The sequence below is a fragment of the Rhizobium sp. AC27/96 genome, assembly GCF_001692325.1.
Taxonomy (GTDB): Bacteria; Pseudomonadota; Alphaproteobacteria; order Rhizobiales; family Rhizobiaceae; genus Rhizobium.
In genome coordinates this window covers 713,354-737,033 of record NZ_LXKN01000018.1, presented here as the reverse complement: position 1 = coordinate 737,033, position 23,680 = coordinate 713,354, and the positions used below count along the sequence as shown (strand labels likewise).

At 58.9% G+C, this 23,680-nt stretch carries 20 protein-coding genes and 1 riboswitch; of the genes, 9 read left to right on the top strand and 11 right to left on the bottom strand.

From position 1 onward, the window contains the following. Positions 1–2: 2 nt before the first annotated feature. From A6U86_RS17040 to A6U86_RS17030, 3 genes are all read right to left on the bottom strand, one after another. A complete protein-coding gene (locus A6U86_RS17040) occupies positions 3–1,007 on the bottom strand; it encodes an SIS domain-containing protein (protein WP_068393490.1) in 1,005 nt (334 codons plus the stop codon). A 128-nt stretch (positions 1,008–1,135) separates the two neighbouring features. Then, on the bottom strand, positions 1,136–1,900 hold the full coding sequence (locus A6U86_RS17035; RefSeq protein WP_068393489.1) for a GntR family transcriptional regulator: 765 nt from the start codon (positions 1,898–1,900) through the stop codon (positions 1,136–1,138). Then, complete coding sequence (locus A6U86_RS17030; RefSeq protein WP_068393488.1) at positions 1,900–2,937, bottom strand: Gfo/Idh/MocA family protein; 1,038 nt, start codon at positions 2,935–2,937, stop codon at positions 1,900–1,902. The genes A6U86_RS17035 and A6U86_RS17030 overlap by 1 nt, the downstream gene beginning before the upstream one ends. Positions 2,938–3,124: 187 nt before the next feature. On the opposite strand from A6U86_RS17030, the gene A6U86_RS17025 reads away from it, so the two are divergent. From A6U86_RS17025 to A6U86_RS17000, 6 genes are all read left to right on the top strand, one after another. After that, positions 3,125–4,390, top strand: coding sequence for an ABC transporter substrate-binding protein (locus A6U86_RS17025; protein ID WP_068393484.1), 1,266 nt, complete (start codon positions 3,125–3,127; stop codon positions 4,388–4,390). 91 nt (positions 4,391–4,481) lie between these two features. Then, entirely contained in the window at positions 4,482–5,369 is an 888-nt protein-coding gene (locus tag A6U86_RS17020) for a carbohydrate ABC transporter permease (RefSeq protein WP_141683720.1), read from the top strand. Between the two features lie 12 nt (positions 5,370–5,381). Further along, entirely contained in the window at positions 5,382–6,266 is an 885-nt protein-coding gene (locus tag A6U86_RS17015; protein WP_068393482.1) for a carbohydrate ABC transporter permease, read from the top strand. Between the two features lie 45 nt (positions 6,267–6,311). After that, on the top strand, positions 6,312–7,316 hold the full coding sequence (locus A6U86_RS17010; RefSeq protein ID WP_068393479.1) for an ABC transporter ATP-binding protein: 1,005 nt from the start codon (positions 6,312–6,314) through the stop codon (positions 7,314–7,316). 115 nt (positions 7,317–7,431) lie between these two features. Further along, positions 7,432–7,634, top strand: a riboswitch (cobalamin riboswitch). Positions 7,635–7,858: 224 nt separating this feature from the next. Further along, positions 7,859–9,049, top strand: a complete 1,191-nt coding sequence (gene fdhA, locus A6U86_RS17005; RefSeq protein WP_068393476.1) for a formaldehyde dehydrogenase, glutathione-independent — start codon at positions 7,859–7,861, stop codon at positions 9,047–9,049. A 515-nt stretch (positions 9,050–9,564) separates the two neighbouring features. Next, entirely contained in the window at positions 9,565–10,218 is a 654-nt protein-coding gene (locus tag A6U86_RS17000; RefSeq protein WP_068393470.1) for a hypothetical protein, read from the top strand. Between the two features lie 679 nt (positions 10,219–10,897). Here the strand turns inward: A6U86_RS17000 and A6U86_RS16995 are convergent. Beyond that, on the bottom strand, positions 10,898–11,500 hold the full coding sequence (locus A6U86_RS16995; protein ID WP_068393467.1) for an inorganic diphosphatase: 603 nt from the start codon (positions 11,498–11,500) through the stop codon (positions 10,898–10,900). A gap of 118 nt (positions 11,501–11,618) precedes the next feature. After that, a complete protein-coding gene (locus tag A6U86_RS16990) occupies positions 11,619–12,557 on the bottom strand; it encodes a GlxA family transcriptional regulator (RefSeq protein ID WP_068393464.1) in 939 nt (312 codons plus the stop codon). Positions 12,558–12,761: 204 nt separating this feature from the next. Here A6U86_RS16990 and A6U86_RS16985 point away from each other — a divergent pair, with 204 nt between their 5' ends. Together A6U86_RS16985 and A6U86_RS16980 are read left to right on the top strand one after the other, a co-directional pair. After that, positions 12,762–13,559, top strand: a complete 798-nt coding sequence (locus A6U86_RS16985; RefSeq protein WP_068393462.1) for an SDR family oxidoreductase — start codon at positions 12,762–12,764, stop codon at positions 13,557–13,559. Positions 13,560–13,860: 301 nt separating this feature from the next. Continuing rightward, the gene (locus tag A6U86_RS16980; RefSeq protein ID WP_068393460.1) at positions 13,861–14,925 is read left to right on the top strand and encodes a glycosyltransferase; all 1,065 of its coding nucleotides are present in this window, start codon (positions 13,861–13,863) and stop codon (positions 14,923–14,925) included. A 27-nt stretch (positions 14,926–14,952) separates the two neighbouring features. Here the strand turns inward: A6U86_RS16980 and A6U86_RS16975 are convergent, their stop codons facing one another. Further along, positions 14,953–16,218 carry a glycoside hydrolase family 5 protein gene (locus tag A6U86_RS16975; protein WP_068393457.1) on the bottom strand — a complete coding sequence of 422 codons (1,266 nt, stop codon included), beginning with the start codon at positions 16,216–16,218 and terminating at the stop codon, positions 14,953–14,955. A gap of 102 nt (positions 16,219–16,320) precedes the next feature. Further along, positions 16,321–17,583: a YbfB/YjiJ family MFS transporter gene (locus A6U86_RS16970; protein WP_068393455.1), complete on the bottom strand. Its 1,263-nt coding sequence runs from the start codon at positions 17,581–17,583 to the stop codon at positions 16,321–16,323. 104 nt (positions 17,584–17,687) lie between these two features. On the opposite strand from A6U86_RS16970, the gene A6U86_RS16965 reads away from it, so the two are divergent. Next, positions 17,688–18,581, top strand: coding sequence for a LysR family transcriptional regulator (locus A6U86_RS16965; RefSeq protein ID WP_068393452.1), 894 nt, complete (start codon positions 17,688–17,690; stop codon positions 18,579–18,581). On the opposite strand, the gene A6U86_RS16960 is transcribed toward A6U86_RS16965, so the two are convergent. The 4 genes from A6U86_RS16960 to A6U86_RS16945 all read right to left on the bottom strand — a co-directional run bounded on the left by A6U86_RS16960 (position 18,565) and on the right by A6U86_RS16945 (position 23,679). Beyond that, entirely contained in the window at positions 18,565–20,295 is a 1,731-nt protein-coding gene (locus tag A6U86_RS16960) for a M14 family zinc carboxypeptidase (protein ID WP_068393449.1), read from the bottom strand. The two genes, A6U86_RS16965 and A6U86_RS16960, sit on opposite strands and share 17 nt — an antisense overlap. A 6-nt stretch (positions 20,296–20,301) precedes the next feature. After that, on the bottom strand, positions 20,302–21,150 hold the full coding sequence (locus A6U86_RS16955) for an ABC transporter permease (RefSeq protein ID WP_068393446.1): 849 nt from the start codon (positions 21,148–21,150) through the stop codon (positions 20,302–20,304). Between the two features lie 5 nt (positions 21,151–21,155). Next, positions 21,156–22,079, bottom strand: a complete 924-nt coding sequence (locus tag A6U86_RS16950; RefSeq protein ID WP_068393444.1) for an ABC transporter permease — start codon at positions 22,077–22,079, stop codon at positions 21,156–21,158. Between the two features lie 64 nt (positions 22,080–22,143). Then, positions 22,144–23,679: an ABC transporter substrate-binding protein gene (locus A6U86_RS16945; protein WP_068393441.1), complete on the bottom strand. Its 1,536-nt coding sequence runs from the start codon at positions 23,677–23,679 to the stop codon at positions 22,144–22,146. Position 23,680: the final 1 nt, after the last annotated feature.

The following is a 23,680-nucleotide window of genomic DNA, read 5'->3' as shown; positions in this document are numbered from 1 at the left end:
CTTCAGGCGACTTTGGTATCGTTGTTTTCGAACACGAAAGCGTCGGGATCGAGCCCTCGTGCGATCGCGGTCTCGACCGCAATGGTCTGCATGACCAATGCCTCGATAATAGGGCGTTGCGCCGGCGTGAGGGAGGGGATGGCGATATGCGCCAGGTGGTTTTCCTCATCGATATCGAGCGGGCTTACGAGAATAACGTCGTGACCGGCGCGGGCGAGCTTCTGGGCAAGCTGTAGTTCGCGCTCCTCGCCGAAGATGATGTGAACGCCCTGGCCGGCCGATTCCATCGCGCCATGCAGATATTGGCGTGTGGACATGCCTGTCGACGGGATGCGCGCGATCTCGCGCAGCAACAGAGAGCCGACCTCAGCCGAGCCCACCGAAGGCGCGGCTCCGACGCAATCGACATATTGGGCTGTTTGCAGCGGGGCGATCAGGCTGGCTACCCGGCTCGCGAGGTTTTTCTCCGCAGCGCGAAGGGCATCGGAAACCGCCGGCCAGCTGGCATCGATCGAGCCGCCGTCCCAGGCTTCGGCGATCATGCCGAGAGCAGCGATCGTCGCGGTATAACCGATGGTGGAGGCATAGCTGTCCGGGATATTGCCCAGCGATATGCTGACAGCAGAGGTTTCCTCGATCGGAGAGTTCTTGGCATTGACGACGGAGAAGCGCAGCCGCTGTTCGACCGTATTCAGTGTCGCCAGCGTTTCCGAACTCTTGCCGCTCTGCGAAACGCCGATCAGCGGATGGGAAGTGGCAGGGAAGGGAAGCGGATGTTCGCCGGCATTGAGACGCCAGCTGTGAATACCACGGCTCCTCAGCGTCCACACGGCAGCCGCACTCGCGGCAAAGCTTGCGCCGATGCCGAGAAATATGGGGCCTGCGCCTTCAAGGACGCCGCGACCTTGCAAAAGCTCAATATCTGCTGAAATCGCAGCGATGGCTTTGGCCAGAGCGTCGGCCTGTGCGGCGCGGGCTTCTGCGAGCGGGATATATCCTTTGGGCAACTGGTCTCTCCTTGCTTATAGACAAAACGAGGCCTTCCGCAGGCGCAAGGCGCCAGCGGCAATCCGTCGTCGATTGTTGCGAAGGCAGGCTTCACCCTGCCATGGTTTTGATCCTTCCTTCCCCCAGCCTATCCGCCTGTCTTGACGCGGCTGAAGGAGGTCCGAAGGCGATATCGATCGCCGGCATAGCGTATGGTCGAGGATATCAGCGGCTTTCCGGCGCTATCTTCGATGAGCTGATACATGGTGAGGATCGGCATTCCGGCCTCGATCCCCAGATGCTTGGCGGTCACCAGATCCGCCTCCTGCGCTTCGATCGTCGATTCTGCCCGGCTGAGTTCGATGCCGGCGTCACTCATCAGGCGAAAGAGTGAGGCCGAGCCGAAATCCGCTGACGAAAGGTTCAATTCGCTCAGGGCTGGGAAATAGGAGCTGTCGACAGCAACGGGTACGCCGTCGAGCTTACGGATACGCACGAGGTGAAACAGCCTTGAGCCCGGGGCGATCGAAAGCTCCTCCGCCTGATCGAGCGTGGCCGAGGCTTCCTCGGCCCTCAGGACTTCCGACGATGACTTGAGGCCGAGCCGGGCTGCGGTCTCGCTGAAGGACTCCAGCGTCTGCGGGAATTCCTGATGAGCCTCGGTCGCCACATACCAGCCGCGGCCATGAGAGGACACCAGCACACCGCTGCTGACCAGGCTCTGCAAGGCGCGCCGCAGTGTTACGCGGCTGATCGCCAGCCGGTCGATCAGATCGCGTTCCGGCGGCAGGCGGCTGCCCGGCGAAAGTTTCCCGGCTGTGATCTCTCGGGTAATCGCCTTGGCAGCCTGCTGCCAGAGCGGTTCGGGGGAGTCCGATTGAAGTGGGGCGACTGCGCCGTCCATCCTGACCATCAGCTTATCGTCACCTTTTCCCACATTTTCGTCCGCATCGAACGGTAGCAGGCGTCCAGGATGCGGTTGACCACGACGCCGTCCTCGAAGGTTTCCACTGGCTGAGTTCCAGCGGCAAAGCAATCAACAAAGTGGCGCATCTGCTGCGAGAATCCATAAGCACGCGTTTCCTCGGGAACGGGATAGACCCAGCCGGTATCGGCATTCGCCTTTTCCACAAGATATCCGACCGGCTTCTCAATGAAACCCCAGACCGGGCCGACGGAGCTGTCGGTGACGATGCGGCCGGCCGATCCCACAAGTTCGTGGCGCAATTGCATGCCGCCTTTTTCGATCCAGGAGGATTCGATTGTCGCAAGCTGGCCGCCTGCGAATTTCAAAAGCGCAATCGCGGTGTCTTCCCCGGTCGTCTTGTCGGAATGGGCAAGCGTTGCGCCCCAGGCCATAACCTCGACGACCGGATTGTCCTTGCCGAAGAAATGCCGCGCCGATTCGACCGTATGGCATCCCATGTCGAGCAGAGCGCCGCCGCCGGCCGTCTCGGCGTCCCAGAAATGCGGGGCATGCGGTCCCGAATGGGCCTCGCGCGCCCGCATGGTCAGCAGATCGCCAATGCCGCCGGCCTGCACCATCTGATAGGCCTTGGCGATATTGGGCGAGAAAACCGAGCTTTCGGCGTAGCCATGCCAGATGCCGGCGTCGATCACCACCTTCAGCATTTCGGCGGCTTCCTTTTCGGTGCGCGCCAGCGGCTTGGTGCAGACCACGGCCTTGCCGTGACGGGCGACGATCTTGACGGCTTCGAGATGCACTTCGTTCGGCAGCGCGATCACCACAAGCTGTACGGCCGGATCGGCGCAGAGCGCATCCATATCCTGATAGGCCGTAACGCCAGGTCCCCATTTCCTGGCAAGCTCGGCGGCGCGCTCGCCATTGCGCGAATAGCAGGCCACCAGCTGGCCATTGCGCACGTCGAGAAGCGCATCCGCATAGCAATCGCTGATGAAGCCCGACCCCAAGATCCCAACGCCAATCATAAAAACTACCCCCTGGACACCAATATCGCCAACCGTCACATGCGACAAATGAATACCACATAAGACAAAAATGGGAAGAGAAAAAACTTCTTGTCACATATTGTATTGAGATGTATCTTTTTGTCGTTCATTGCGAGTGCCAATCGGCGCTACGCAATCCAAGCACAAAAAGAGGGGAGCATTTCAGATGCGTTCGAAGCATGCATGCATCAAGGGCGCCGTCGCGTCGCTGGGCCTGGCACTTATGGCCGGCAGCGCGCTTGCCGCGGATCCCGTGACGATCAAATTGGGAAGCTGGCGCACGGAAGACATTGCCGTCTGGCAGGACAAGCTGCTCCCGGCCTTCGAAAAGGAGCATCCGGAGATCAAGGTCGAGTTCGCTCCGATCAATACCAATGAATACAATGCCGCCATCCAGTCGCAGATCGACGCCGGCGCTGGTCCGGATCTGATGACCTGCCGGCCATTCGACGTGAACCGCGAATGGATCCGTCGCGGCTATTTCGAGCCGCTGAAGGATTTTGCTCCGATCAAGGATTTCAGCGATACATCGAAGGCGGCCTGGGCTGATGCCAAGGGCGAGCCCTTTTGCCTGCCGATTGCCGCGGTCCTCGCCGGCTTCTACTACAATGTCGATATCTTCAAGGAGTTGGGCATTGAGCCGCCAAAGACGGCGGATGAATTCACCGCAGTCCTTCAGAAGATCAAGGACAACGGCAAATACACGCCGCTCGCCTATGGCTCGGCCGAAAGCTGGCAGCTTGCCTATAACGGCCTCTACAATATCGGTCCTTCCTATTGGAAGGGCGAGGAGGGCCGCCAGGGTCTGATCAACGGCACGAAAAAGCTGACGGATCCGGATTTTGTTGCTGCCTTCAAGGCCTTCGCTTCTTGGCGTCCGTTCATGCCCGATGGCCAGGCCAGCCTGCAATATGCCGACATGACGCAGCTGTTCACGATCGGTCGCGCGGCGATCCTGCCTGATGGTTCCTGGAACATCAATCAGGTGACGGCAACCGGCCTCAATGTCGGCGTCTTCGGTCCGCCGACGGCGACTGCCGGTGGCAAGCGCTATCTGCAGGAAATGCCTGACATGGCAATCGGCCTCAATGCCGCCGGCAAGCATAAGGATGCCGCCAAGGTATTCCTGACCTGGCTCGCCAGCCCCGCGTTTCAGGAGCTCTATGTCAATGAGGCGCCTGGTTTCTTCGCCATGGGCTCAAAGCCGGTCACCTACAAGAACGAATTGGCGCAGAAATTCGCCGATCTGAAGAAGGGTGCCGAGCTTACGCCGCGTCTCGCTCTCGATCGCCTGAGTGCCGGCAACCCTCCGCTCGACGACGAGATCTGGCGTGTGCTGCAGGTGATGATGACCAGCGACAAGCTGACGCCCGATACCGCCACCGCCGAGCTGCAGAAGGGCCTCGACTCCTGGTACAAGCCACAGAAGTAAATCTCTTGGGCCTGCGTGTTGTCCTTCGCGGGAAGACATGCGGGCCCTCTTCGCATCTACGACGTTCATACAGGAATGGGAGGCCTTCCGAGTGATACGCCCAACAACCGCGCGCATCAGCTTGGTGCTGTTCGTTTTGCCGGCTCTGACGATCTATGTCGCCTTTGCCGTGTTGCCGCTGGCTCTTTCCATCCTGATGAGCTTCTTCGATACCAAAAGCTCTGCGGGGCGTATCTTTGTCGGACTGCAGAATTACTATTATCTGTTCACGCATCCCGTCACGAGTGCTCGCTTCTGGAATGCGCTGCTGAACAATATCGAATATTTCGCGATCCACCTGATCGTTGAGGTGCCGATCGGCCTGTTGATGGCCGCACTATTGACCTCGGGTCTGCTGCGCCGTTCCGAAGGCGTCTATCGCACGCTGCTCTTCATTCCGGCCACCCTCTCCGTCGTCATTGTCGGCTTTATCTGGCGGTTGATCATCAATCCGCTCTGGGGTCTCGTGCATTTTCCATTGCTCGGCAATGAACTGACGGCGCTGCCGACGATCTCGCTGATGTCGGTCTGGCAATATGTCGGCATTCCGATGATCTTTCTCTACAGCGCCTTGCTTGCGGTGCCCGAGGATATCGTCGAGGCCGCCCGCATCGATGGTGCCAGCAACTGGCGCATTTTCTGGGGTATCAAGTTTCCGCTGATCGCACCACAATTCGGGTTGATCGTCATCCTGACCTATATCTGGACGTTCAACGGCTTCGACCTCGTCTTCGCATTGAATGGCGCAGCACCCGGCCCGAACTACAGCACCGATATTCTCGGCACGCTGTTCTATCGCACCTTCTTCGGGTCGAGTGGGCAGGTCGCCGATATCGACCTCGGTGCAACGGTTGCGACGGTGATCTTCCTGATCATCCTCGTCGTGACTGCGATCTATTTCTGGCTCGTCCAGCGCCGCCTGAAGCCCCACCAGATCTGAGGAGGATCAGGCATGACCATGACATTATCCGACGATAAGGCCGTGCACACCGCACGCAAAAGCAAAGATGGGCGGGCATGGACCGCCGACCGCATCGTCGTGCATGCGCTGCTGATCTTCTTTGTCCTGCTCGCCATCGGCCCGATCCTTCTCGTCATCATGAATTCGTTCAAGACGACGCCGGCGATCTTCGGCGGTCCGTTTGACCTGCCGACGACCAAGACATTCGGCATCGATGGCTATCTGCGCGTCTTCACGCGCGGCAATTTTCTTCTGAACTATCAGAACAGCCTGATTGTCACTGTCGTTACGATCGTACTCACGATCGTCACCGCGACACTCGCAGCCTACGGCCTTGTGGAATACAAGGTGCGGCTCGCGCCTATACTTGCCGGCCTTTTCATCGTCGGCATCATGTTGCCGATACGCCTTGGCACCGTGCCGATCCTTGAGATCATGATCTCGTGGAACCTGATCGACACGTTGACCGCGCTGATCCTCGTTTATACCGCGATGAGCATCCCGATCGCGGTCACCTTGATGGTTGCCTATTTTCGCACGGTTCCCACCGAACTGAAGGAAGCGGCGCGTATCGATGGCGCTGGCGAATTCCGCACTTTTCTGATCGCACTCCCCGTCGTCAAGCCAGGCCTTGCCGCGGTGGCGACGCTGACGATGCTGCCTGTCTGGAACGATCTGTGGTTCCCGCTCGTGCTGGCGCCCAGCAAAAGCAATCAGACCGTTACCCTCGGCGTCCAGCAGTTCGTTGGGCAATTTCTGAGCGACTATCCGGCGCTGCTTGCGGCGCTGACGCTCGGCGCGGTGCCTTTGATCCTGCTCTACGTGATCTTCTCGCGGCAGTTCATCAAGGGCCTGAGCCAGGGTGTCGGCAAATAGCATCCCGCATCATCATCCTCATAAAATTCCGAAGTGGAGTACCCCATGGCCGACGTCAAAATCAGCAATCTCTACAAGCGCTATGGCGCGGTCGAAGTCCTGAAGAACATCAACCTCGATATCAAATCGGGTGAGTTCGTCGCTTTCGTCGGGCCTTCCGGCTGCGGCAAGTCGACCCTGTTGCGCTGCATCTCCGGCCTGGAGCAGATTTCCGAGGGAACGCTCGAGATTGGCGGCAGGATTGTCAATGATATCGGTCCCTCGCAGCGCGGCATCGCCATGGTCTTCCAGTCCTATGCGCTCTATCCGCACAAGACGGTCTACGACAACATGGCCTATTCGCTGCAGTTGCAGAAGCTGCCGAAGGACCAGATCGAGAAGATGGTGATGGCGGCCGCGGAAAAGCTGCAGCTTGTGCCTTACCTGAAACGGCTGCCCAAAGCCTTGTCGGGCGGGCAGCGCCAACGTGTTGCCATCGGCCGGGCGATCGTTCGCAACCCCAAGGTCTTCCTGTTTGACGAGCCGTTGTCCAATCTCGATGCTTCGCTGCGCGTGCAGATGCGCATCGAGATCGCCCAGCTCAACAAGAACCTTTCCGACACGGCCATGATCTATGTGACCCACGATCAGGTCGAGGCCATGACCATGGCGGACAAGATCGTCGTGCTGCGGGACGGTACCGTGCAGCAGGTCGGTTCGCCGCTGGAGCTTTACGAAAACCCGCAGAACCTCTTCGTCGCCAAGTTCATCGGCTCGCCCGAAATGAATTTCATGACGGGCGAGGATGCCAAGGCTTACAAGGCCGAGACCGTTGGCGTCCGCCCGGAGCATTTGACCATAGAGCAGTCAGGCGGGGTATGGTCGGGCATGGTCATGCACTCGGAAAACCTCGGCTCCGACTCCTACATCTATATCGATATGGGTGGCGTGAAGCCGGTCATCATCCGCCAGGAGGGCAAATCCGACTATCGCGCGGGACAACGCCTTTCCTTCTCGCCGAAGGGTGATCGGTACCATCTCTTCGATGCAGGCGGACACCCGCTCTCCTGAGAGTCCGTTCAGGGCCAAAATCCGGCTGGGACGGCAATGCGAGACGAAAACGCTTCATGTCGTCCTACAGGGCGCTGATGTCGTTTTCCTGTGCGCGCCACATCACCGGGCGTGATCTTCTGGACATGTTCAAGGTGCCATCCGGATAGAGTCCGGATGGATAATTGGGAAACCGGTCATAGGCCTGTGCTGCCCCCGCAACGGTAGCGGACCGAAAGTCTCGACCAATGCCACTGGTCTCTTGACCGGGAAGGTGTCGAGGCCATCCAGAGGGATAGGTCCGAAGCCCGGAAACCAGCCTTGACGACAGACTCGATTGATCGCGGAGGGCGATCGGGAGGCGAAGGGAGGGGCCGCAAGATCACTCCGTTCACGTCTCGCCATATCGCATCAGTCATGGACGTGCCGGACAGGGCGCCGCCGATGCGGTCGCCGTGACCGATTTGCTGTTGTTCAGCCCGTTGAGGAGCGGGCCGATCCGAACATGCCCATGAGGAATTGTGGGCAATGATGATCAAGCGTTAAACCAAGGAGGAGATGGCATGACTGGGAACAGAGGCGTGGTCTATATGCGGCCCGGCAAAGTCGAGGTTCGCGATATCGACGACCCGAAACTGGAGGCGCCGGATGGCCGCCGCATCGAGCATGGCGTGATCCTGAAGGTGATCTCCACGAATATCTGCGGATCGGACCAGCACATGGTGCGCGGACGCACCACGGCCATGCCCGGCCTGATACTCGGGCATGAAATCACCGGCCAGGTCATCGAAAAGGGCATCGATGTCGAGATGCTCGAGATCGGCGATATCGTCTCCGTGCCGTTCAACGTGGCATGCGGCCGTTGCCGTTGCTGCAAATCGCAGGATACCGGGGTTTGCCTGACGGTGAATCCGGCGCGCGCCGGCGGCGCCTATGGCTACGTCGATATGGGCGGCTGGATCGGCGGTCAGGCGCGCTACGTCACGGTGCCTTACGCGGATTTCAACCTGTTGAAATTCCCCGACCGCGATCAGGCCCTGGCGAAGATCCGCGATCTCACGATGCTGTCCGATATCCTGCCGACCGGCTTTCACGGTGCTGTTCGCGCCGGCGTCGGCGTAGGGTCGACGGTCTATGTCGCGGGTGCCGGTCCGGTTGGTCTCGCTGCCGCTGCTTCCGCCCGCATCCTGGGTGCTGCTGTCGTCATGATCGGCGACTTCAACAAGGATCGGCTTGCACATGCGGCCAATGTCGGCTTCGAGCCGATTGATCTCTCCAAGAGCGATCGCCTTGGCGACATGATCGCGCAAGTCGTCGGCGTCAACGAGGTGGACAGTGCCATCGACGCCGTTGGTTTCGAGGCGCGCGGTCATGCGGGCGGCGAACAACCGGCGATCGTGCTCAATCAGATGATGGAGATTACGCGCGCGGCCGGTTCGATCGGCATTCCCGGCCTTTACGTCACCGAAGATCCGGGTGCCGCCGAGGCTGCGGCCAAGCAGGGCAGCCTGTCGCTGCGCTTTGGTCTGGGCTGGGCGAAGGCGCAGTCGTTCCACACGGGCCAGACGCCTGTTATCAAGTACAATCGGCAGCTCATGCAGGCGATCCTGCATGATCGGTTGCCGATTGCCGATATCGTCAACGCCAAGATCATTTCGCTTGATGATGCCGCCCAAGGCTATGAGAGCTTCGATCAGGGTGCCGCGACGAAGTTCGTCCTCGATCCGCATGGCGATCTGCTGAAGGCTGCTTGAGCGGCCTGAAGCGCTGCATCGTCATGTAGTGACAATCGACAAGCATGATGCCGGGAACCGAGAGAACCTCTCGGTTCCCGCTGTCGTTTCAAGCAGCCGGTCATGAGTTTGCCGAACAACGAACTGACAGATGCGCGCCACTTCAATGCGAGGTCACGTCGCTGCATTAAGCGGATCTCATGAAGTATGGATGCAGTAGAAGAAGAGGATTTCGCACCCAGGCGCGAGCTTGGCAGCCTTCGTGATTGTCACAGAGCACCGCAAAGCATCCAGCAAAAGATCAACCAGATACTATCATCAGCGGTCGAATGTACATCGACGTCCTTGTTAGCGCGATTGGAAGGCCAAAGCTTGCCTGCGCGGGAAAGCCGTTACCCGACAATTATGGCGACCAATATTGCCATTATATACGTATCTTATACATATAGCACGTTATCCACGTGGAGGAGTACCGTTTCGCTTTTCCAAAGCAGACGGCCGCTTGGACGGAACGCCAACTTGAAGGGAAACACACAATGGCAAACTTTCTGGAGAAATGGTCTTCAAAGAAGGCTGAAAAGCCGAAGGCTGGAGCGCGGAATGTAGTTGATACCTTTCGGGCTAGAGTAGAAGAACAGAAGGGATATCTTGAGGAGTATGAGCGAGACATCGCCGGCTTCAAGAAGTGGCGTTCCACATGGTTTCAGCGTGTTCCCGGCGGCTTCGGCGTCACGGTCGGTCGCGACTCTATCAATGCAGGCGCGGGGCTGAACTATATCGTTGTCGAATCCATCAAGCAGGTGTCGGAGTTTCTTGACGATCTCGCGCATCACGCGGAGAAAGATACTGGCTTCCAGCAGGCGCTTGAGAAAAACCGTTTGCGCCGTGTCGCGTCGTTGAATGCGGGCAAGGCAAAGGGAAGCGCGGCGGCTGCGAAGGCAAAGGCAAAGCCGGCTGCTGCTAGACCTGCCGCCGCCAAACCTGCTGCAACCAAAGCCGCTGTAACAAAACCCGCCGCAGCAAAGCCCGCCGTAGCAAAAGCTGTTGCAGCCAAGCCGGCTGCTGCGAAGTCTGCCCCAAGCAAACCGGCGCCAAAGGCCGCCAAGGTCAAACCGGCTGCTGTTGCTGCGACAGAGGTTGCAGCACCGAAACGAGGCCGAAAATCAAAAGCCGACGCACCTGCAGAATAAGGATAAAGCCCGCTTCGAGCGGGCTTTATTTTATCCATCAGATATCAACCAGTTCACCATCGTCCCACCCGCACATATCCACCACACTGCCTTCAATATGAAGGCGGGTGGGTGGAGGTTTTCTCAATTGCCGAAGCAAAACTTTCTTGAAACGATATTTTGCATCAACGCGGTACAAAATAATACAGATACCATCAATCCGTGGCAGCTCAGCGTCGTGGTGCGAATTGATTAATGGAGCAATTTATACATTCAAGATCCATCAATAATAGGCACAATTGCCGCGGCTTTCGCCAAGTCATTTTATTGATAACCGGTATTGGAAGCGCAATTGACTAGAATGTCTTCGGGGCAGAGGCAGATCGTAGTTTGACGGCTGCGGATGTAGCAAGCCCACATCATCAATTGAGAAGACTTCCATGAGTTGATGTGCAGCCTATAGACCTCTTCTGTCACCGATGACGTGAAGACATCGGCGCCTGATATCGGTAGGAGCGCGCGTAGCAAGATCCAGTCTGCCGTGCTGAGGGGGATGCCGCCGCTTACGGGTTAGAGCAAGTCAATGAATTGGCCAGCGCTTCTCGTTGAATTTGCCGACCGATCGTGGGGGCGCGATCGGTCGGCTTTGAGAAGGCTGCGTTTCAAAGGGTGTGGCTGATGCCGCTCCCTTCTGCTGGCTTTACTTTTTCTCGCTATAGGCCTTGATCGCAGCGGCGACTTCGTTGCGAGCGTTTTCTGCCGTCTCGAAGCCGCCGACTTCGACAACCTTACGGGCGTCCGGAAGCTGCTTGTAGACGCGGAAGAACGCCTGCAAGCGGTCCTGTTCCAGCTTTGGAAGATCGGAGATCTCCTTGACGTTGTCATAGGTCGGGTCGATCTTCGTCGTCGGAACGGCGACGATCTTGTTGTCGACCTCGCCGCCGTCGATCATCTTCAGAACGCCGATCGCCCGAACGCGGATGATGGCGCCGGGAACGATGGGCTCGCGCGAGTAGACGATGGCGTCGAGCGGATCGCCGTCACCACCGAGCGAGCTGGTGATCGAGCCGTAGTTTGCCGGATAGGCGACCGGCATGGACTGGAAGCGGTCGACAACGATGTGACCGGTCTTGGCGTCGATCTCGTATTTGGTGAAGCTGCCGGCAGGGATCTCGATCGCCGTATAGAATTCGCGGCTTTCGTCTTTCGGCTGAGGGTAATCGATATAGGATACATAATCGGAAGCCGACGCAGCCGTGCCGGACAGCATGGCAAATGCAATGGCAGAGATAAGCTTTTTCATAAACGCCCCCGCGTTAAGGTTGAACGCTATCGACCTAATCAGAGGTTGTTACGAGCTTGTGACATAAATTAGCGAATGCACAGGTCATCGCGCTTCAGCCCAAGCCTGATCTCGAAACTCAAGCGACAGCGCGAACATTGCGGCGGATTGTCTGAGGCGGCTGGCCGAGCACGCGCAGGAAGGCTCGCCGCATGCGTTCACGATCGGCAAAGCCGACTTCGATGGCGATCTCGTCCATCGAATGGCGGCCGTCCTCGATCATCAGCCGGGCTGCCTCGACCCGCATGTTCTCGATCGCCTTTGCCGGCGACTGCCCGGTCTCGCTGCGAAAGACGCGGTTGAACTGGCGAGGGCTGAGGCTGGCCGCTTCCGCCAGTTCCTCAACCGAGACGATCTTGCGCAGGTTTCGTCCTGCAAAATCGAGGGCGCGTTGAACCCGGTCCGATTTCGGCTCCAGTTCCAGAAGGGTTGAGAATTGCGACTGGCCGCCGGCGCGGCGATGATAGACGACCAGCTTCTTTGCAACGGCGCGGGCCAGTTCCTCGCCGTGGTCTTTCTCGATCATCGCAAGGGCGAGATCGATGGTGGCGGTCATGCCTGCGGATGTCCAGATAGATCCGTCGATGATGAAGATCTTGTCCTCGTCGACTTTCAAAGCGGGGAAACGATCGCGCAATTCACGCGCGTAGACCCAATGTGTCGTGGCGCGGCGCCCATCGAGCAGGCCGGCTTCCGCCAAGGTGAACGCGCCCGTGCAGGGGGCCGCGACACGCCGGCAGACTTTCGCCGACTGACGGATATAGTCGAGGGTCGCCGGTGACATGGAGGAGACTTGTGTGGCTGCGCCTATGAAGAGGGAATCAAACGAACTGTTGCCAAAGGGCTCCGTTTCGACACTGAACCCCGCCGAGGAGCGCACGAGCCCACCTGCCTCCGACAAGAGCGTCACGCGATAGAGTTCCCTTTCGCTCGCCAGGTTTGCAACCTCGAAGGCGGTAATGGCGGTGAAGCCCATGATCTGGAAGTCGGGGAAGACGAGAAATCCAATGGTATGCATGACGGCACTCGCGGCTGAAAAAGGTGCTTATAGTATTTACCGGACAGCCGATCCTGTCAAATAACCGTGGTTCCCCACTCAATCGCATTGGTGGATCGCGTGGAATGGCTGAAAACGTGGTGAATATGACATTTGGGACGTTAGCTTTCAGGCGTAATGTCTTGTCATGCGGATAGGACCTCCCCCGCGAGAAAAGGACATACGATGACAAATTCATCTCTAGGAAAAGCATTGGTAACAGGCGCCTCATCGGGCATTGGTGCTGTTTACGCACATCGGCTCGCAAAGCGGGGTTTCGATCTCATTCTGGTTGCGCGCAACAAGGAGCGTCTTTTGGCGATTGCCGATCGGTTGCGCGCGGAAACTGGCCGAAACGTCGAAGTCATCGCCGCCGATCTTGGTGTGGCAAGTGACCAGCATCGCATCGAGCAGGTGTTGAAGACGGATGAGGCCATCACGTTGCTCGTCAACAATGCCGGTTTTGGCGGCGGTGCGACATCGCTCGAAGCTGACGTCGACAAGATGCAGCAGATGATCGAGTTGAACGTCACGGCGCTAATGAGGCTGACCTATGCTGCCGTACCAGGCTTCGTAAAGCGCGGCGGTGGCTCCATCATCAACGTCGCCTCGATTGTGGCGATTGCGCCGGAATTGCTGAACGGCGTCTATGGCGGCACGAAGGCCTTCGTGCTGGCCTTCAGCCAATCGCTGAAGCATGAGCTCGCCGACAAGAACATTCGTGTGCAGGCTGTTCTGCCCGGTGCAACGGCTACGGAATTCTGGGCCGTCGCGGGTGTGCCTATCGAGCACCTTCCTTCTGAGATCGTGATGTCCGCCGAGGATATGGTCGATGCTTCGCTGGTTGGATTTGATGAGGGTGAGTTGGTGACGATCCCGGCGCTCGAGGATGCCGGGTTGCAGAAGGCCTATGAAGATGCACGACAGGCATTGATGCCTAATCTGTCCCGCACCGTGCCGGCCTCGCGCTATAAGGTGAAGTGAAGTAGTTGCTCGGATGAGCAATGCGTCCCAGCCACTACGGTTGGTTGAGATGCAAATCATTCCATCCTGGTAGAAGAGTTGATCGGCACTCCGATAACGAGTGCCGATCATCGGCAGCCCTGAAATAGAAGAACCTCAAGAAGACAAAGCGGATCAATATGATCCACACAATTGTGCTTGATATATTTCCGAGGTGCCACATGTGCCTCTAAGGCCAAGCCTGGGCGACAGGCGATTTGGCCATCAGGACCTGAGTGAGAAGGTTCGCCGCGACCACAGCAGAATTGCGAGGTTCAATGCGATGTATTCCATCCAAGACCATGTTCCCGTTTCCATTGTTATCGCGAACTACAACTACGCACACTTTCTTCGGCGCAGCATCGACAGTGCGCTTGAGCAGACCTACGACGATGCAGAGGTTATTGTTGTCGACGATGCGTCAACCGATGGGACAGCTGATATCATTGCTTCCTATGGCTCACGGATAAAGCCGTGTCTGCGAGAGGTGAATGGTGGACATGCTGCCGCATTCAACACAGGCTTCGCATCGAGCAGCGGGGAGATCGTTCTGTTTCTCGATGCGGATGATTATCTTTATCCGAATGCAGTATCCGATGTTGTCGATGCATGGGAGGAGAATACGGCACAAGTGCAGTTCAGGCTGCATATCGTTGACGAGCATATGCATGTAAAGGATGTATTTCCGCCTGCAGAATTGCCATTCGATTCCGGCGACGTTACATCGAAACTGCTGCGAAAGGGGCGCTATCAGACAACGGTAACAAGCGGTCTGGCATTCAAGCGCTCGGTTCTTAATTCGGTCATGCCTGTCCCCGAACAGGACTTTCGTCAGGGCGCCGATGGATATCTGGCGACGATTGCTCCGCTGCATGGCGAGGTCACCTCCATCGAGGAATGCCTCGGCGCCTACCGCATTCATGGCGCCAACCACTCCATGTTTGCGGACAAACTCGGTCAACGGGCGCGCTGGCGTATCGAGCACGATTTTCGCCGGCTGGAAGCGCTGTCGGGTCAGGCAACGGAGGTCGGTCTGGAAGTTCCTGATGATGCCGGGCTCCATGACCCCGTGCATATCGAGGAGCGTCTGGCATCGCTTTGCATCGACAGGGCGCGGCATCCGGTCGCCAGCGATTCCAGGCTTTCGCTTGCCGCCGCCGGCGCTGTTGCCAGTCTGGAAATGAATGCATCCCGAAGACGCCGTGCAATGCTGGCGGCCTGGTTCCTGTCGGTCGGCGTCCTTCCACGTCGCATGGCGAAAGCTGTTTTGTCATGGAAGCTCGTCGCATCGTCAAGACCGCAATTCCTCCTGCGCCTTTCGAAGGCCATTCGGCATGCCGTCGGGTAGGGTCGCCTCTGAATTGGCGAGGCTCTCCTACTCCGGATTTCCTGAATTGCGCGCAGGCCCAAGCAATGCGTCGATGGTAGCTTGATGGTGGATATTCCTGTCGAAACCGCTGTCTTTCGCCAGTTGCATCAATCCCGCGAAGGCGTCTTTAGCCGAGGGCTTCTTGCCTTCTCCGCGGAGATAGGCCGTCAGGCGGCGATAGTTCGCGTTCGCCTGGATTTCAAGCGGATTGCCTCGACCGATCTTCTTCAGCGGCCACCATGACCAGCCGATGCCGTTCTTCTCCTGTAGTGCGACGGCGCGGGTGTACCAGTCGTTGGTATTCTCGCCGGATTCGCCGTTCCATAGCGGCATGTCATATTGCTCGCGCAGCTTGAGGAAAGGCTCGATCGACTCTTGCGTGGTCGGGGTCCAGTATTTGTGAAAGCTCAGCACCGTGTTGCGATCGGCAACGGGCAGCACGCCGGCGTAGTTGTTGCCCCAGCAATTGCCCTCGATGATCAGCATGTGATTGGTGTCGATCGCGCGGATCGCGCTGATGGTACGCTCATAGAGATCGTGCAACGGCTGGTTCGCTGTTTCGCGGCAACCGCCTTTGTCTTCTGCGTCCTGAAAGCCCCAGTTTGGTTCGTTAAGCAGATCGTAGCCGGCAATCGTCGGCTCGTCCTTGTAACGCCGGGCGATCTCGCTCCAGAGCGCGATCATCGTCGCTTGGTGCTCGCCACTGTCCCAGAGCGAGGGGCTGTTCGGGTCACGGTCCGAAATAGCAATGTCGTGCCCCTGGCCGCCCGGCGCGGCATGCATGTCGAGGATCAGATACATATGGTTGGCTTTAAGCCACTCGATCAGCGCATCGACGCGGCGGAACCCTTCTTCGTTCCAGACGATCCGGTTGCCGGCATCCTTGCCGGGCATATCCTTGATGAACAGGTTCCAATGCATCGGCAGGCGAACGCTGTTGAAGCCCCATTTGCCCATTGCATCGATATCGACCTTTGTTACGGCATTGTCCCGCCAAGCCCGATAGAATTGCTCTGTCTTCGTCTCGCCGATGATTTCGGAAATACGGTGGCGAATGACGCGCTGCGCCTTCAGGTTGGGCAGGCCCATCATATAGCCTTCCTGAACCATCCAGCCTCCGAGGCCTAGGCCACGCAAGATAAGCGGATTGCCCTTGGCATCGATGATCTGCTTGTGGTCGGCACGCACAAATCCTTGCGCATGCAACGGAGACACGAGCCACATCATGGAGATGGCGGACAGGCTGACTAGCAACAGCAGAAAATGCCTCATGAACCTCCAGTCGCTTTAAACTTTGGCGCCATGTGGGCATGATGGAACGCGGGGAGTAAAAACTTGCGACGGCTGCGAATATCCGGGATTGGTGTCGCGGCATCACTCCGTAGCAGTCGAGCCATGCTGCGCCGGATTCAGTTTCTTGCGTTCCTGCCGTGGAGTGCGGAAGAACACTGCGGCGGCAAGATCGATTGTCAGCGCAAGGACCATCGCCGCCGTCCCGATGAAAAAGAGCAGCTGGTAGTTTCCCCCGCTGCGGGCGAAGGCGAAGGAAAGCCCGTAGGCCGCCGCCGCCTGGAACAGGGCAAAGAATACCGTTGCCACGCTCCAGGCCGCTTTCTGCTGTGCCGGGTGATGCGGCAGCAACTCGGCGATCCGCCCGAGCATCAGGGGCACGGTTCCGGTCACGAATGCGCCGACTAAAAGGCTCGAGGCGATGAGCCATGCCTGCCCGAGGCTAAAGGCGGGAATGGCGACCGCAACCGCTTCGAGCAGGAAAGCGAAACGCATGGCGGCACCGAAGCCGGTACGATCCGCGAGATGGCCGGCAAGGATGGGCCCGAGTGTCGCGCCGATCCCGAACAGCACCCAATATTCCGCACCCACCTGCAGACCTTTTCCCATCCCTCGCGCGACGAAATCGACGAGGAAAATCATGTGGGGAACCCAGCCGGCGGCATTCAAAGCATATTCGACGTAGAGGGCGCGCAGCATTCCGCGCGCCGGCGCATGAGTGGTATGCTGCGGAGAAGGGCTTGCTCCACTCTCCTGCGGCCATCCGGCCCAGGCAATAACGGTCAGCAGCAGGGAAAGTGCGCCGAGGCCGAGCCATGTGTCGCGCAGGCCCTGCTGAAGCAGCAGCGGCACCAGCGTGCCAGACAAGGCGATGCCCGCGCCAATGCCCATGAAGATCACGCCGCCCGCAAGACCGCGGCGGGAAGGCGCAACCAGCGGCAAGACGGTCGTCGCCGCCAATACCATCAAAGCCCCGCCAGCAAAGCCGGCTGCGAAGCGCCAGATAAAGAACCAGGCAAAGCCGATGGGGAAGGCGCAGGCAAAGAAAGCTGCGGTGGCTGCGAGCATCATGATCCGGAGCGTAGGGACAATGGAGATGCGCGCCGCGACGGGACGTCCGAGCAGTGCGCCGGCCAGATAGCCCGTGAGGTTTGCGGCTCCGAGATAGGCTGCGGCCGATGCTTCGAACCAATGTGCGTCGACGATGGCCGGCAGAAGCGGCGTATAGGCGAAACGCGCCAGCCCGATGCCGATCAAGCTGGCGCAGAACGCCGATAGAACGGCGCGCCGGGCAAGTCTTGCGTTGGAATGGCTTCTCTCGGCTTCATGTATGGCGGTGCCCGTCATAGGAACTCTCTCAGCTATCAGTGCTTGAGATAGTAGGCCGCTCGCTATATCATTAAAATTGATTTATTATGAGAATAGTTATCTCTATTGGAGATAGGTGAGGCATGAATATATCCGATCTCAGATTCTTCGAAGCGGTTTCCCGGCACGGCAGCATGAACCGCGCTGCGCAGGAGCTGCATACGGTGCAGTCGAATGTGACGGCGCGCATCCGGGTGCTCGAAGAGGAATTGGGTGTCAGCCTCTTTCAACGACACGCTCGCGGCGTTTCGACCACGCCGGCCGGAAAGCGCATCCTGCCGTTCGTTGGGCGCATCACCAAACTTCTGGCCGATGCGCGCGCAGCCGCGCAGGACGATGGTTCACCGAGCGGCGCGCTTCTTCTCGGCAGCCTGGAGACAACAACGGCATTGAGACTGTCTCCGCTGCTCAGCGATTTTGCCAAGGCCTATCCGGATGTCCGCCTCGTCGTCACCACCGGAACGACGCGCAAGCTTCTTGACGAGGTGATCGAATGCCGGCTCGAAGGGGCCTTCGTCGCCGGGCCGGTCAGCCATCCCGATCTTGATCAGGAGGTGGTATTCCAGGAGGAGCTCGTTCTGATCACCTCCCGCTCGATCCATTCGATGGATGAGCTCGCAAAAATCAACGACCTCAGGACCATCGTTTTCCAGATCGGATGCTCCTATCGCCAGCGGCTGGAAACCCTTCTGGCCGAAATGGGCATCGTCACTGCAAAACCGCTGGAGTTCGGCTCGCTCGATGCCATCATCAGCTGCGTCTCGGCAGGCGTCGGTATCGCCCTTCTTCCGAAAGGCGTTGTTGCCGCAGCCTGGCAGGACGGCCGGGTTGCGGTCCACGAACTCCCGCCGGAGCGATCGCTGGTGGACACGCTGTTCGTGCGCCGCTCGGATGCCTACACATCAAGCGCCATGACCGCACTTCTCGACATGGTGCGACCAAAATCTGTGACAGGATCGCTTAGCTCAAAGCCATGATCTTTTGCCAGGCGGCATACGCGGAGAGTACGGTTTCCATCTGCGCGGTGTGGCCGGCGACAAATTCTGGGCCGTAAATGGTCTCGTCCGGATATTCGGTGATCAGTGTCATCGGCACGCTGTGACGATCGTCAATGTCGGCAAGGCAGGGGAAGCCGTTGATGATGCGGAAACCCGTTTCACCGGCATGTGTTTCGTAGAGTGCGATCTGCCTGTTGTTATAGTCCAGCAGCCCGGGAATGGCGCCAAGATGCCTGGTCACCTTGTCCAGCAGTTGCTCGGCTTGGGTTGCCCAACCGGAATGATAGCGGGCAATCAGGAAAAAGCCCTTCGGCAGCGTCCACATGGCGAAATTGCGCGGGACATAGCCGGAGAGAGGACGCGTCCATTCATGGGCGGGATAACCATGCAGGTTGACGTGCAGTTGCGCGCCGCTCAGCGTCTCCGCCTGAATGCGGATCTTCTTTTCGCAGAGATAGGCACCGGAGTTTTCCTCGGTGCGGTATTCGAGATCATCGCCCAACGCCGTATAGCGGGCGGCATGATACATGTGGCGCGGGCTGCCTTTGCGCAGGCGCTGGTGAAGGGCGTAACCATCGGGGTTTTCGAGTGGCGAGATGGTGAAATGGGCGCCGTCGAGCGCAGCCAGCCGCCGCGCCGCGCGCAATGCGCCGGCTCCGCCGGTCGTCTCATTGGCATGCTGGCCGCCGCTGATCATGACGGCTGCGTCTCTGCCCTTGATATAACGTGCTCTCACCGTACGGCCGGAGCGCGTGGTGGCCTCAAACGGCACGCCGCCGATGGCATCGAGTTCGGCTTCGATCTGTTCTGCGGCCAAAGGCTCTTCGGCAACGTCAATCTGTTGCTGTGGGCCATCGGAGAAACCGGTTGAAAGGGGTCTGGTTTCGATCCGTACCGAGATGTCCCCCTCGGATTGAACGATTTCCGGAACGATCTGGCCGGGCTTCAATCCGCGATCGCCGAGCGGTCGCCCGGATTTCTTCTGGAAGAATTCGAGCAGCGAAAAATAGAAATCCTCATGCAGCGCTTCCCTGAGGCTCATGACCTCGTCGCCGACGGGCAGGGCTTCATCGGCCGCCGGTAGGGTGACGCGGATGTTGAGTTCACCGAAATAGGGTTCGGTGGTGCCCCAGTCGTGGCCGGTCACCGCAGCAATGGCATCTTCGAACAGCGTTTCGTAATCCGAGGGGAGGCGTATGCCGGCCGTGCCACTCTCGGTAACCAGACAGCCGGTCGGGGAGACGCTCGTCTCACCTGCCGCATCGATGTGGATGCGGTTTGGTGCTAAAACCTTCACAAGGCGCTCGCCTGCTGCGGCGGATTTCAGCAAGACATCATAGTGAAATTCGCTGTCGCGGCGGGCGAAAAAATCGATCTTGCGATCGCCGACCATCGCAGCAAGAGGATAGGCCTCCAGCCGGAAGCGATTATCCGGTGCATTCGGGTGTACGGGATAGCGGATCTCGATCGCTTCCACGCCCTCAAGGTCGATCTCTTCGAGGAAGGCATTGACCAGCGGCTTGTAAGCGCTGCGGATGCGCGCTCGTATGCCCTTCTCGCCAAGCTTGAGTTCCGCCTCACGACGGCTCTGGCGGTCGTCGAAGGTCCATGCCTCGATATTCTGACCCGGTTTTGCTTGCCCGACGAGCTGCAAGAGTGTGCGCTCAAAGCCTTTTTCGAAAATCAGCGTCATGATATCTTACCTTGTGGTTCTGCCTGTCGGGTCGAGGCTGTCGCGCAGCCAGTCGCCAAGTAGATTGAGGCCAAGCACGGTGAGCAGGATGGCAAGGCCCGGGAAAAGGCTGACCCACCATGCCGTCTGCAGATAGGTGCGCCCGTCCGCCAGCATGCCGCCCCAGCTCGGGATGGTCGGATCGACGCCGAGCCCGAGGAATGTCAGGCTGCTTTCCAGCAGGATGTTGGTGGCGATGTTCAGCGTCATCAGCACGATCACCGGGCCAATGAGGTTCGGTAGCAGATGCTGGAAGATGATGCGCCAGTCTTTCACGCCGATGGCCCGCGCCGACAGGATGAATTCGCGCTCCCGCAGGCTCAGCACCGAGCCGCGCACGAGGCGGGCATATTGCACCCATTGCGACACGATCAGCAGGATGATGGTGTTGGTAAGGCTGCCTCCGACGATGGCGATGAAGGTGATCGCCAGCAGGATGAAAGGCATGGCGAGCTGAATATCGGCAAAGCGCATGAGGATCATATCCCAGATGCCGCGATAATAGCCGGCTGCAAGGCCAACCAGCACGCCAAGAACGACACCGCCGATCACCGAGGTGAAACCGACCAGCAGCGATATCCGGCCGCCGGCCACGACGCGAGCAAGCACGTCGCGCCCGAGCGGATCGGTGCCGAAGGGATGGGCAAGGCTGGCAAAGGGTCTTGCCAGACGGGCCATCAGATCGATCTTCTCCGCGCCGCCCGGAAAGAGCATATCCGAGAAAACCGCGGCAAGGCATATGACGATGGTAAGCGTTGCGCCGAACAGGAATTCGAAGCTGGAGAGGCGCGAACGGCTGGAGGTGCTGGTGGCCATGGCGGTTACTCCGTGCGGATACGGGGATCGACGAGCCCGTAGGCGATGTCGACCAGCAGATTGACGCCGATGATGAAGAGAGCGAGCACGGTGATGACACCCTGCAATACTGGATAGTCGCGCGCGCCGACGGCGTCGAACGCCAGGGTTCCGAGGCCGGGCCAATTGAAGACGCGCTCGATGACGACGATGCCGCCGAGCAGCCCACCGAACTGGATGCCGAAATAGGTGATCAGCGGAATAGCGCAATTGCGCAGCGCATGCTTGTAGAGCACCTTGGTCTCGCTCAGGCCCTTGGCACGCGCGACCATGATGTATTGCGATTGCAGCGTCTCCAGCATGGCCGTGCGCACCAGCCGGACGTTGGTGGCCGTCAGGATCACCCCCATCGTCAAAGCCGGCATGACATAGCTCGAAATGCCGACCATGCCGCTCGGCGGCAGCCAGCCAAGCGTGATGGAAAACAGCAGCACCATCATCAGCGCCAGCCAGAAGTTCGGAAACGATAGACCGAGCAGGGAGAGAATGCGGATGATCTGGTCTGCGGTCTTGCCGCGTGCGGTCGCGGCTTTGATGCCAAGCGGAATGGATACCGCGATCGAGACGACCATCGAGATGAAGGCAAGCAACAAGGTGGCGGGCAGGGCATCGGCGATAAGCCGCGAAACCGGCGTTCCGCCAGTGAAGCTGCGGCCAAGGTCCAGCGTCAGCAGCCCCTTCATGAAGGTCAGATATTGCACGATGAACGGCCGGTCGGTACCGAGCGCCGTGCGGATGCGTGCCAGATCGTCTTCCGTCATGCTGCCACCGCCCTGAAACATCGTCACGGCGGGATCGCCGGTGAGGCGGATGGCGAAGGAGACGAGCAGTGTGATGACGATCACGACGAAAATCGCCTGCAGCAATCGCTTGATGAGAAAACCGGCCACGTTCTTTTCCCGAAAGTTTCTGGAGGGACGCCGCCGGTTCTGCCGGCGGCGTCACGTTTGACGACTACTCGACGGTGACTTCGTTCAGCTTGATGCGGGTATCCGGTGCAGGCACGAAGCCCTTCACCCGCTTGCTGACGCCGTAGATCGCATTGGAGTTGTAGAGCGGCAGTTCGAGCGCCTTGTCGGCGACATACTTGCCGATGTCCTTGAGGATCTTTTCGCGCGCGGCGCGATCGGTGAGCGGACGCTGGGATTCCAGCAGTTTGTCCAGCGTCGTGTCCTTTTCATAAGGATTCCACTTTTCGCCGGAGTGGTACATCGAATAGGCCGTGTTGTCGTAATCGAAGGTCCAGCCACCCCATTTCTGCTGGAACATCGCGCCGGTCTTGCCCTGCGGGATGATGTCGTTGAGCAAAACATTGGTCTCATAGGGCTTGATGGTAGCGGTGAGGCCGACCATCTGCAGATAGCTTGCTACGACCTGCGCCACTTCGTTCATGGTCGCGTCATTGCCGCGAATGTCGATCTGGATGGGGGCGCCAGGCTTAACGCCTGCCTCGGTCAGCAGCTTCTTGGCACCTGCGGGATCAAAGGGGATTGGCTTCAAGTCCGGGTCGTAGCCGAAGGACAGGGAGTTCTGGAAGCTGACGATCTCGGTTCCCTGGCCTGCGAGGATCGATTTGACGATTGTGTCGCGATCGACGGCCATGATGATGGCTTTGCGCACACGCGGATCGGCCGTTATGCCATCGCGGGTGTTGAAGCGCAGCGAGTCCACGGTTGGGCCGGGAACGCTGGCAATTTCCAGCTTGGAGTCGCCCTGGATGACTGGAAGCATGCCGATCGGAATGGTCGGCGGGATGACGAGATCGACGCGGCCGGCCTGAAGCTCGGCAACAGCTGTCGCCGGCTCGCTGATGAAGCGATATTCGAGCTCGGAAATCTTCGGCGCGCCGCCCCAGTAATCAGGATTGGCTTCGAGTTTGATGTTCACCTTCGGCGAATAGGAGACGAACTTAAAGGCGCCGGTGCCGACCGGGTTGAGATTGAAAAAGTCCTCGCCCTTTTCCTTGATGTATTTCGGCGGAACGATCATGGCGCCATAGCCGGCAAGCTTGGTCAGCAGCACCGGATCAGGCGTCTTCAGCTTCATGTCGACCGTGTAATCGTCGATGACCTCGACGCTGTCGATCGCGGTGTAGTTGGAGCGCTGTGGCCCCTTGGCGCCCTGCTCGCCGAGCAGGCGATCGAAGGTGAATTTCACCGCGTCGGCATTGAAAGGCTCGCCGTCATGGAATTTGACATTGTGGCGCAGCTTGAAGCGGATGCGCTTGCCCTGATCCAGCTCTTCCCAGGATTCGGCAAGGCCCGGCACCAGCTTGAGGTCGGGACCGCGATAGGTCAGGCCGTCGAAGATATTGGTCGATACGGCAGCCCATGCGACAAGAAACGTGTCAATCGGGTCCCAGCTGCCGGGATCTTGCGATGACGAAACCGTCAGTTTGCCGGCTGCGAGTGCCGGCGCGGCGTTGATGGCAACGCTCGACAAGGCAAGCGCCGTCAGGGCGGCTTTCAGTCCCCATTTCATTTTTTTCATT

Coding starts and splice junctions, on each gene's coding strand:
- A6U86_RS17035 (WP_068393489.1), bottom strand. CDS start 1,900: ATGGTCAGGATGGACGGCGCAGTCGCCCCACTTCAATCGGACTCCCCC.
- A6U86_RS17030 (WP_068393488.1), bottom strand. CDS start 2,937: ATGATTGGCGTTGGGATCTTGGGGTCGGGCTTCATCAGCGATTGCTAT.
- A6U86_RS17025 (WP_068393484.1), top strand. CDS start 3,125: ATGCGTTCGAAGCATGCATGCATCAAGGGCGCCGTCGCGTCGCTGGGC.
- A6U86_RS17015 (WP_068393482.1), top strand. CDS start 5,382: ATGACCATGACATTATCCGACGATAAGGCCGTGCACACCGCACGCAAA.
- A6U86_RS17010 (WP_068393479.1), top strand. CDS start 6,312: ATGGCCGACGTCAAAATCAGCAATCTCTACAAGCGCTATGGCGCGGTC.
- fdhA (WP_068393476.1), top strand. CDS start 7,859: ATGACTGGGAACAGAGGCGTGGTCTATATGCGGCCCGGCAAAGTCGAG.
- A6U86_RS17000 (WP_068393470.1), top strand. CDS start 9,565: ATGGCAAACTTTCTGGAGAAATGGTCTTCAAAGAAGGCTGAAAAGCCG.
- A6U86_RS16995 (WP_068393467.1), bottom strand. CDS start 11,500: ATGAAAAAGCTTATCTCTGCCATTGCATTTGCCATGCTGTCCGGCACG.
- A6U86_RS16990 (WP_068393464.1), bottom strand. CDS start 12,557: ATGCATACCATTGGATTTCTCGTCTTCCCCGACTTCCAGATCATGGGC.
- A6U86_RS16985 (WP_068393462.1), top strand. CDS start 12,762: ATGACAAATTCATCTCTAGGAAAAGCATTGGTAACAGGCGCCTCATCG.
- A6U86_RS16980 (WP_068393460.1), top strand. CDS start 13,861: ATGTATTCCATCCAAGACCATGTTCCCGTTTCCATTGTTATCGCGAAC.
- A6U86_RS16975 (WP_068393457.1), bottom strand. CDS start 16,218: ATGAGGCATTTTCTGCTGTTGCTAGTCAGCCTGTCCGCCATCTCCATG.
- A6U86_RS16970 (WP_068393455.1), bottom strand. CDS start 17,583: ATGACGGGCACCGCCATACATGAAGCCGAGAGAAGCCATTCCAACGCA.
- A6U86_RS16965 (WP_068393452.1), top strand. CDS start 17,688: ATGAATATATCCGATCTCAGATTCTTCGAAGCGGTTTCCCGGCACGGC.
- A6U86_RS16960 (WP_068393449.1), bottom strand. CDS start 20,295: ATGACGCTGATTTTCGAAAAAGGCTTTGAGCGCACACTCTTGCAGCTC.
- A6U86_RS16955 (WP_068393446.1), bottom strand. CDS start 21,150: ATGGCCACCAGCACCTCCAGCCGTTCGCGCCTCTCCAGCTTCGAATTC.
- A6U86_RS16945 (WP_068393441.1), bottom strand. CDS start 23,679: ATGAAAAAAATGAAATGGGGACTGAAAGCCGCCCTGACGGCGCTTGCC.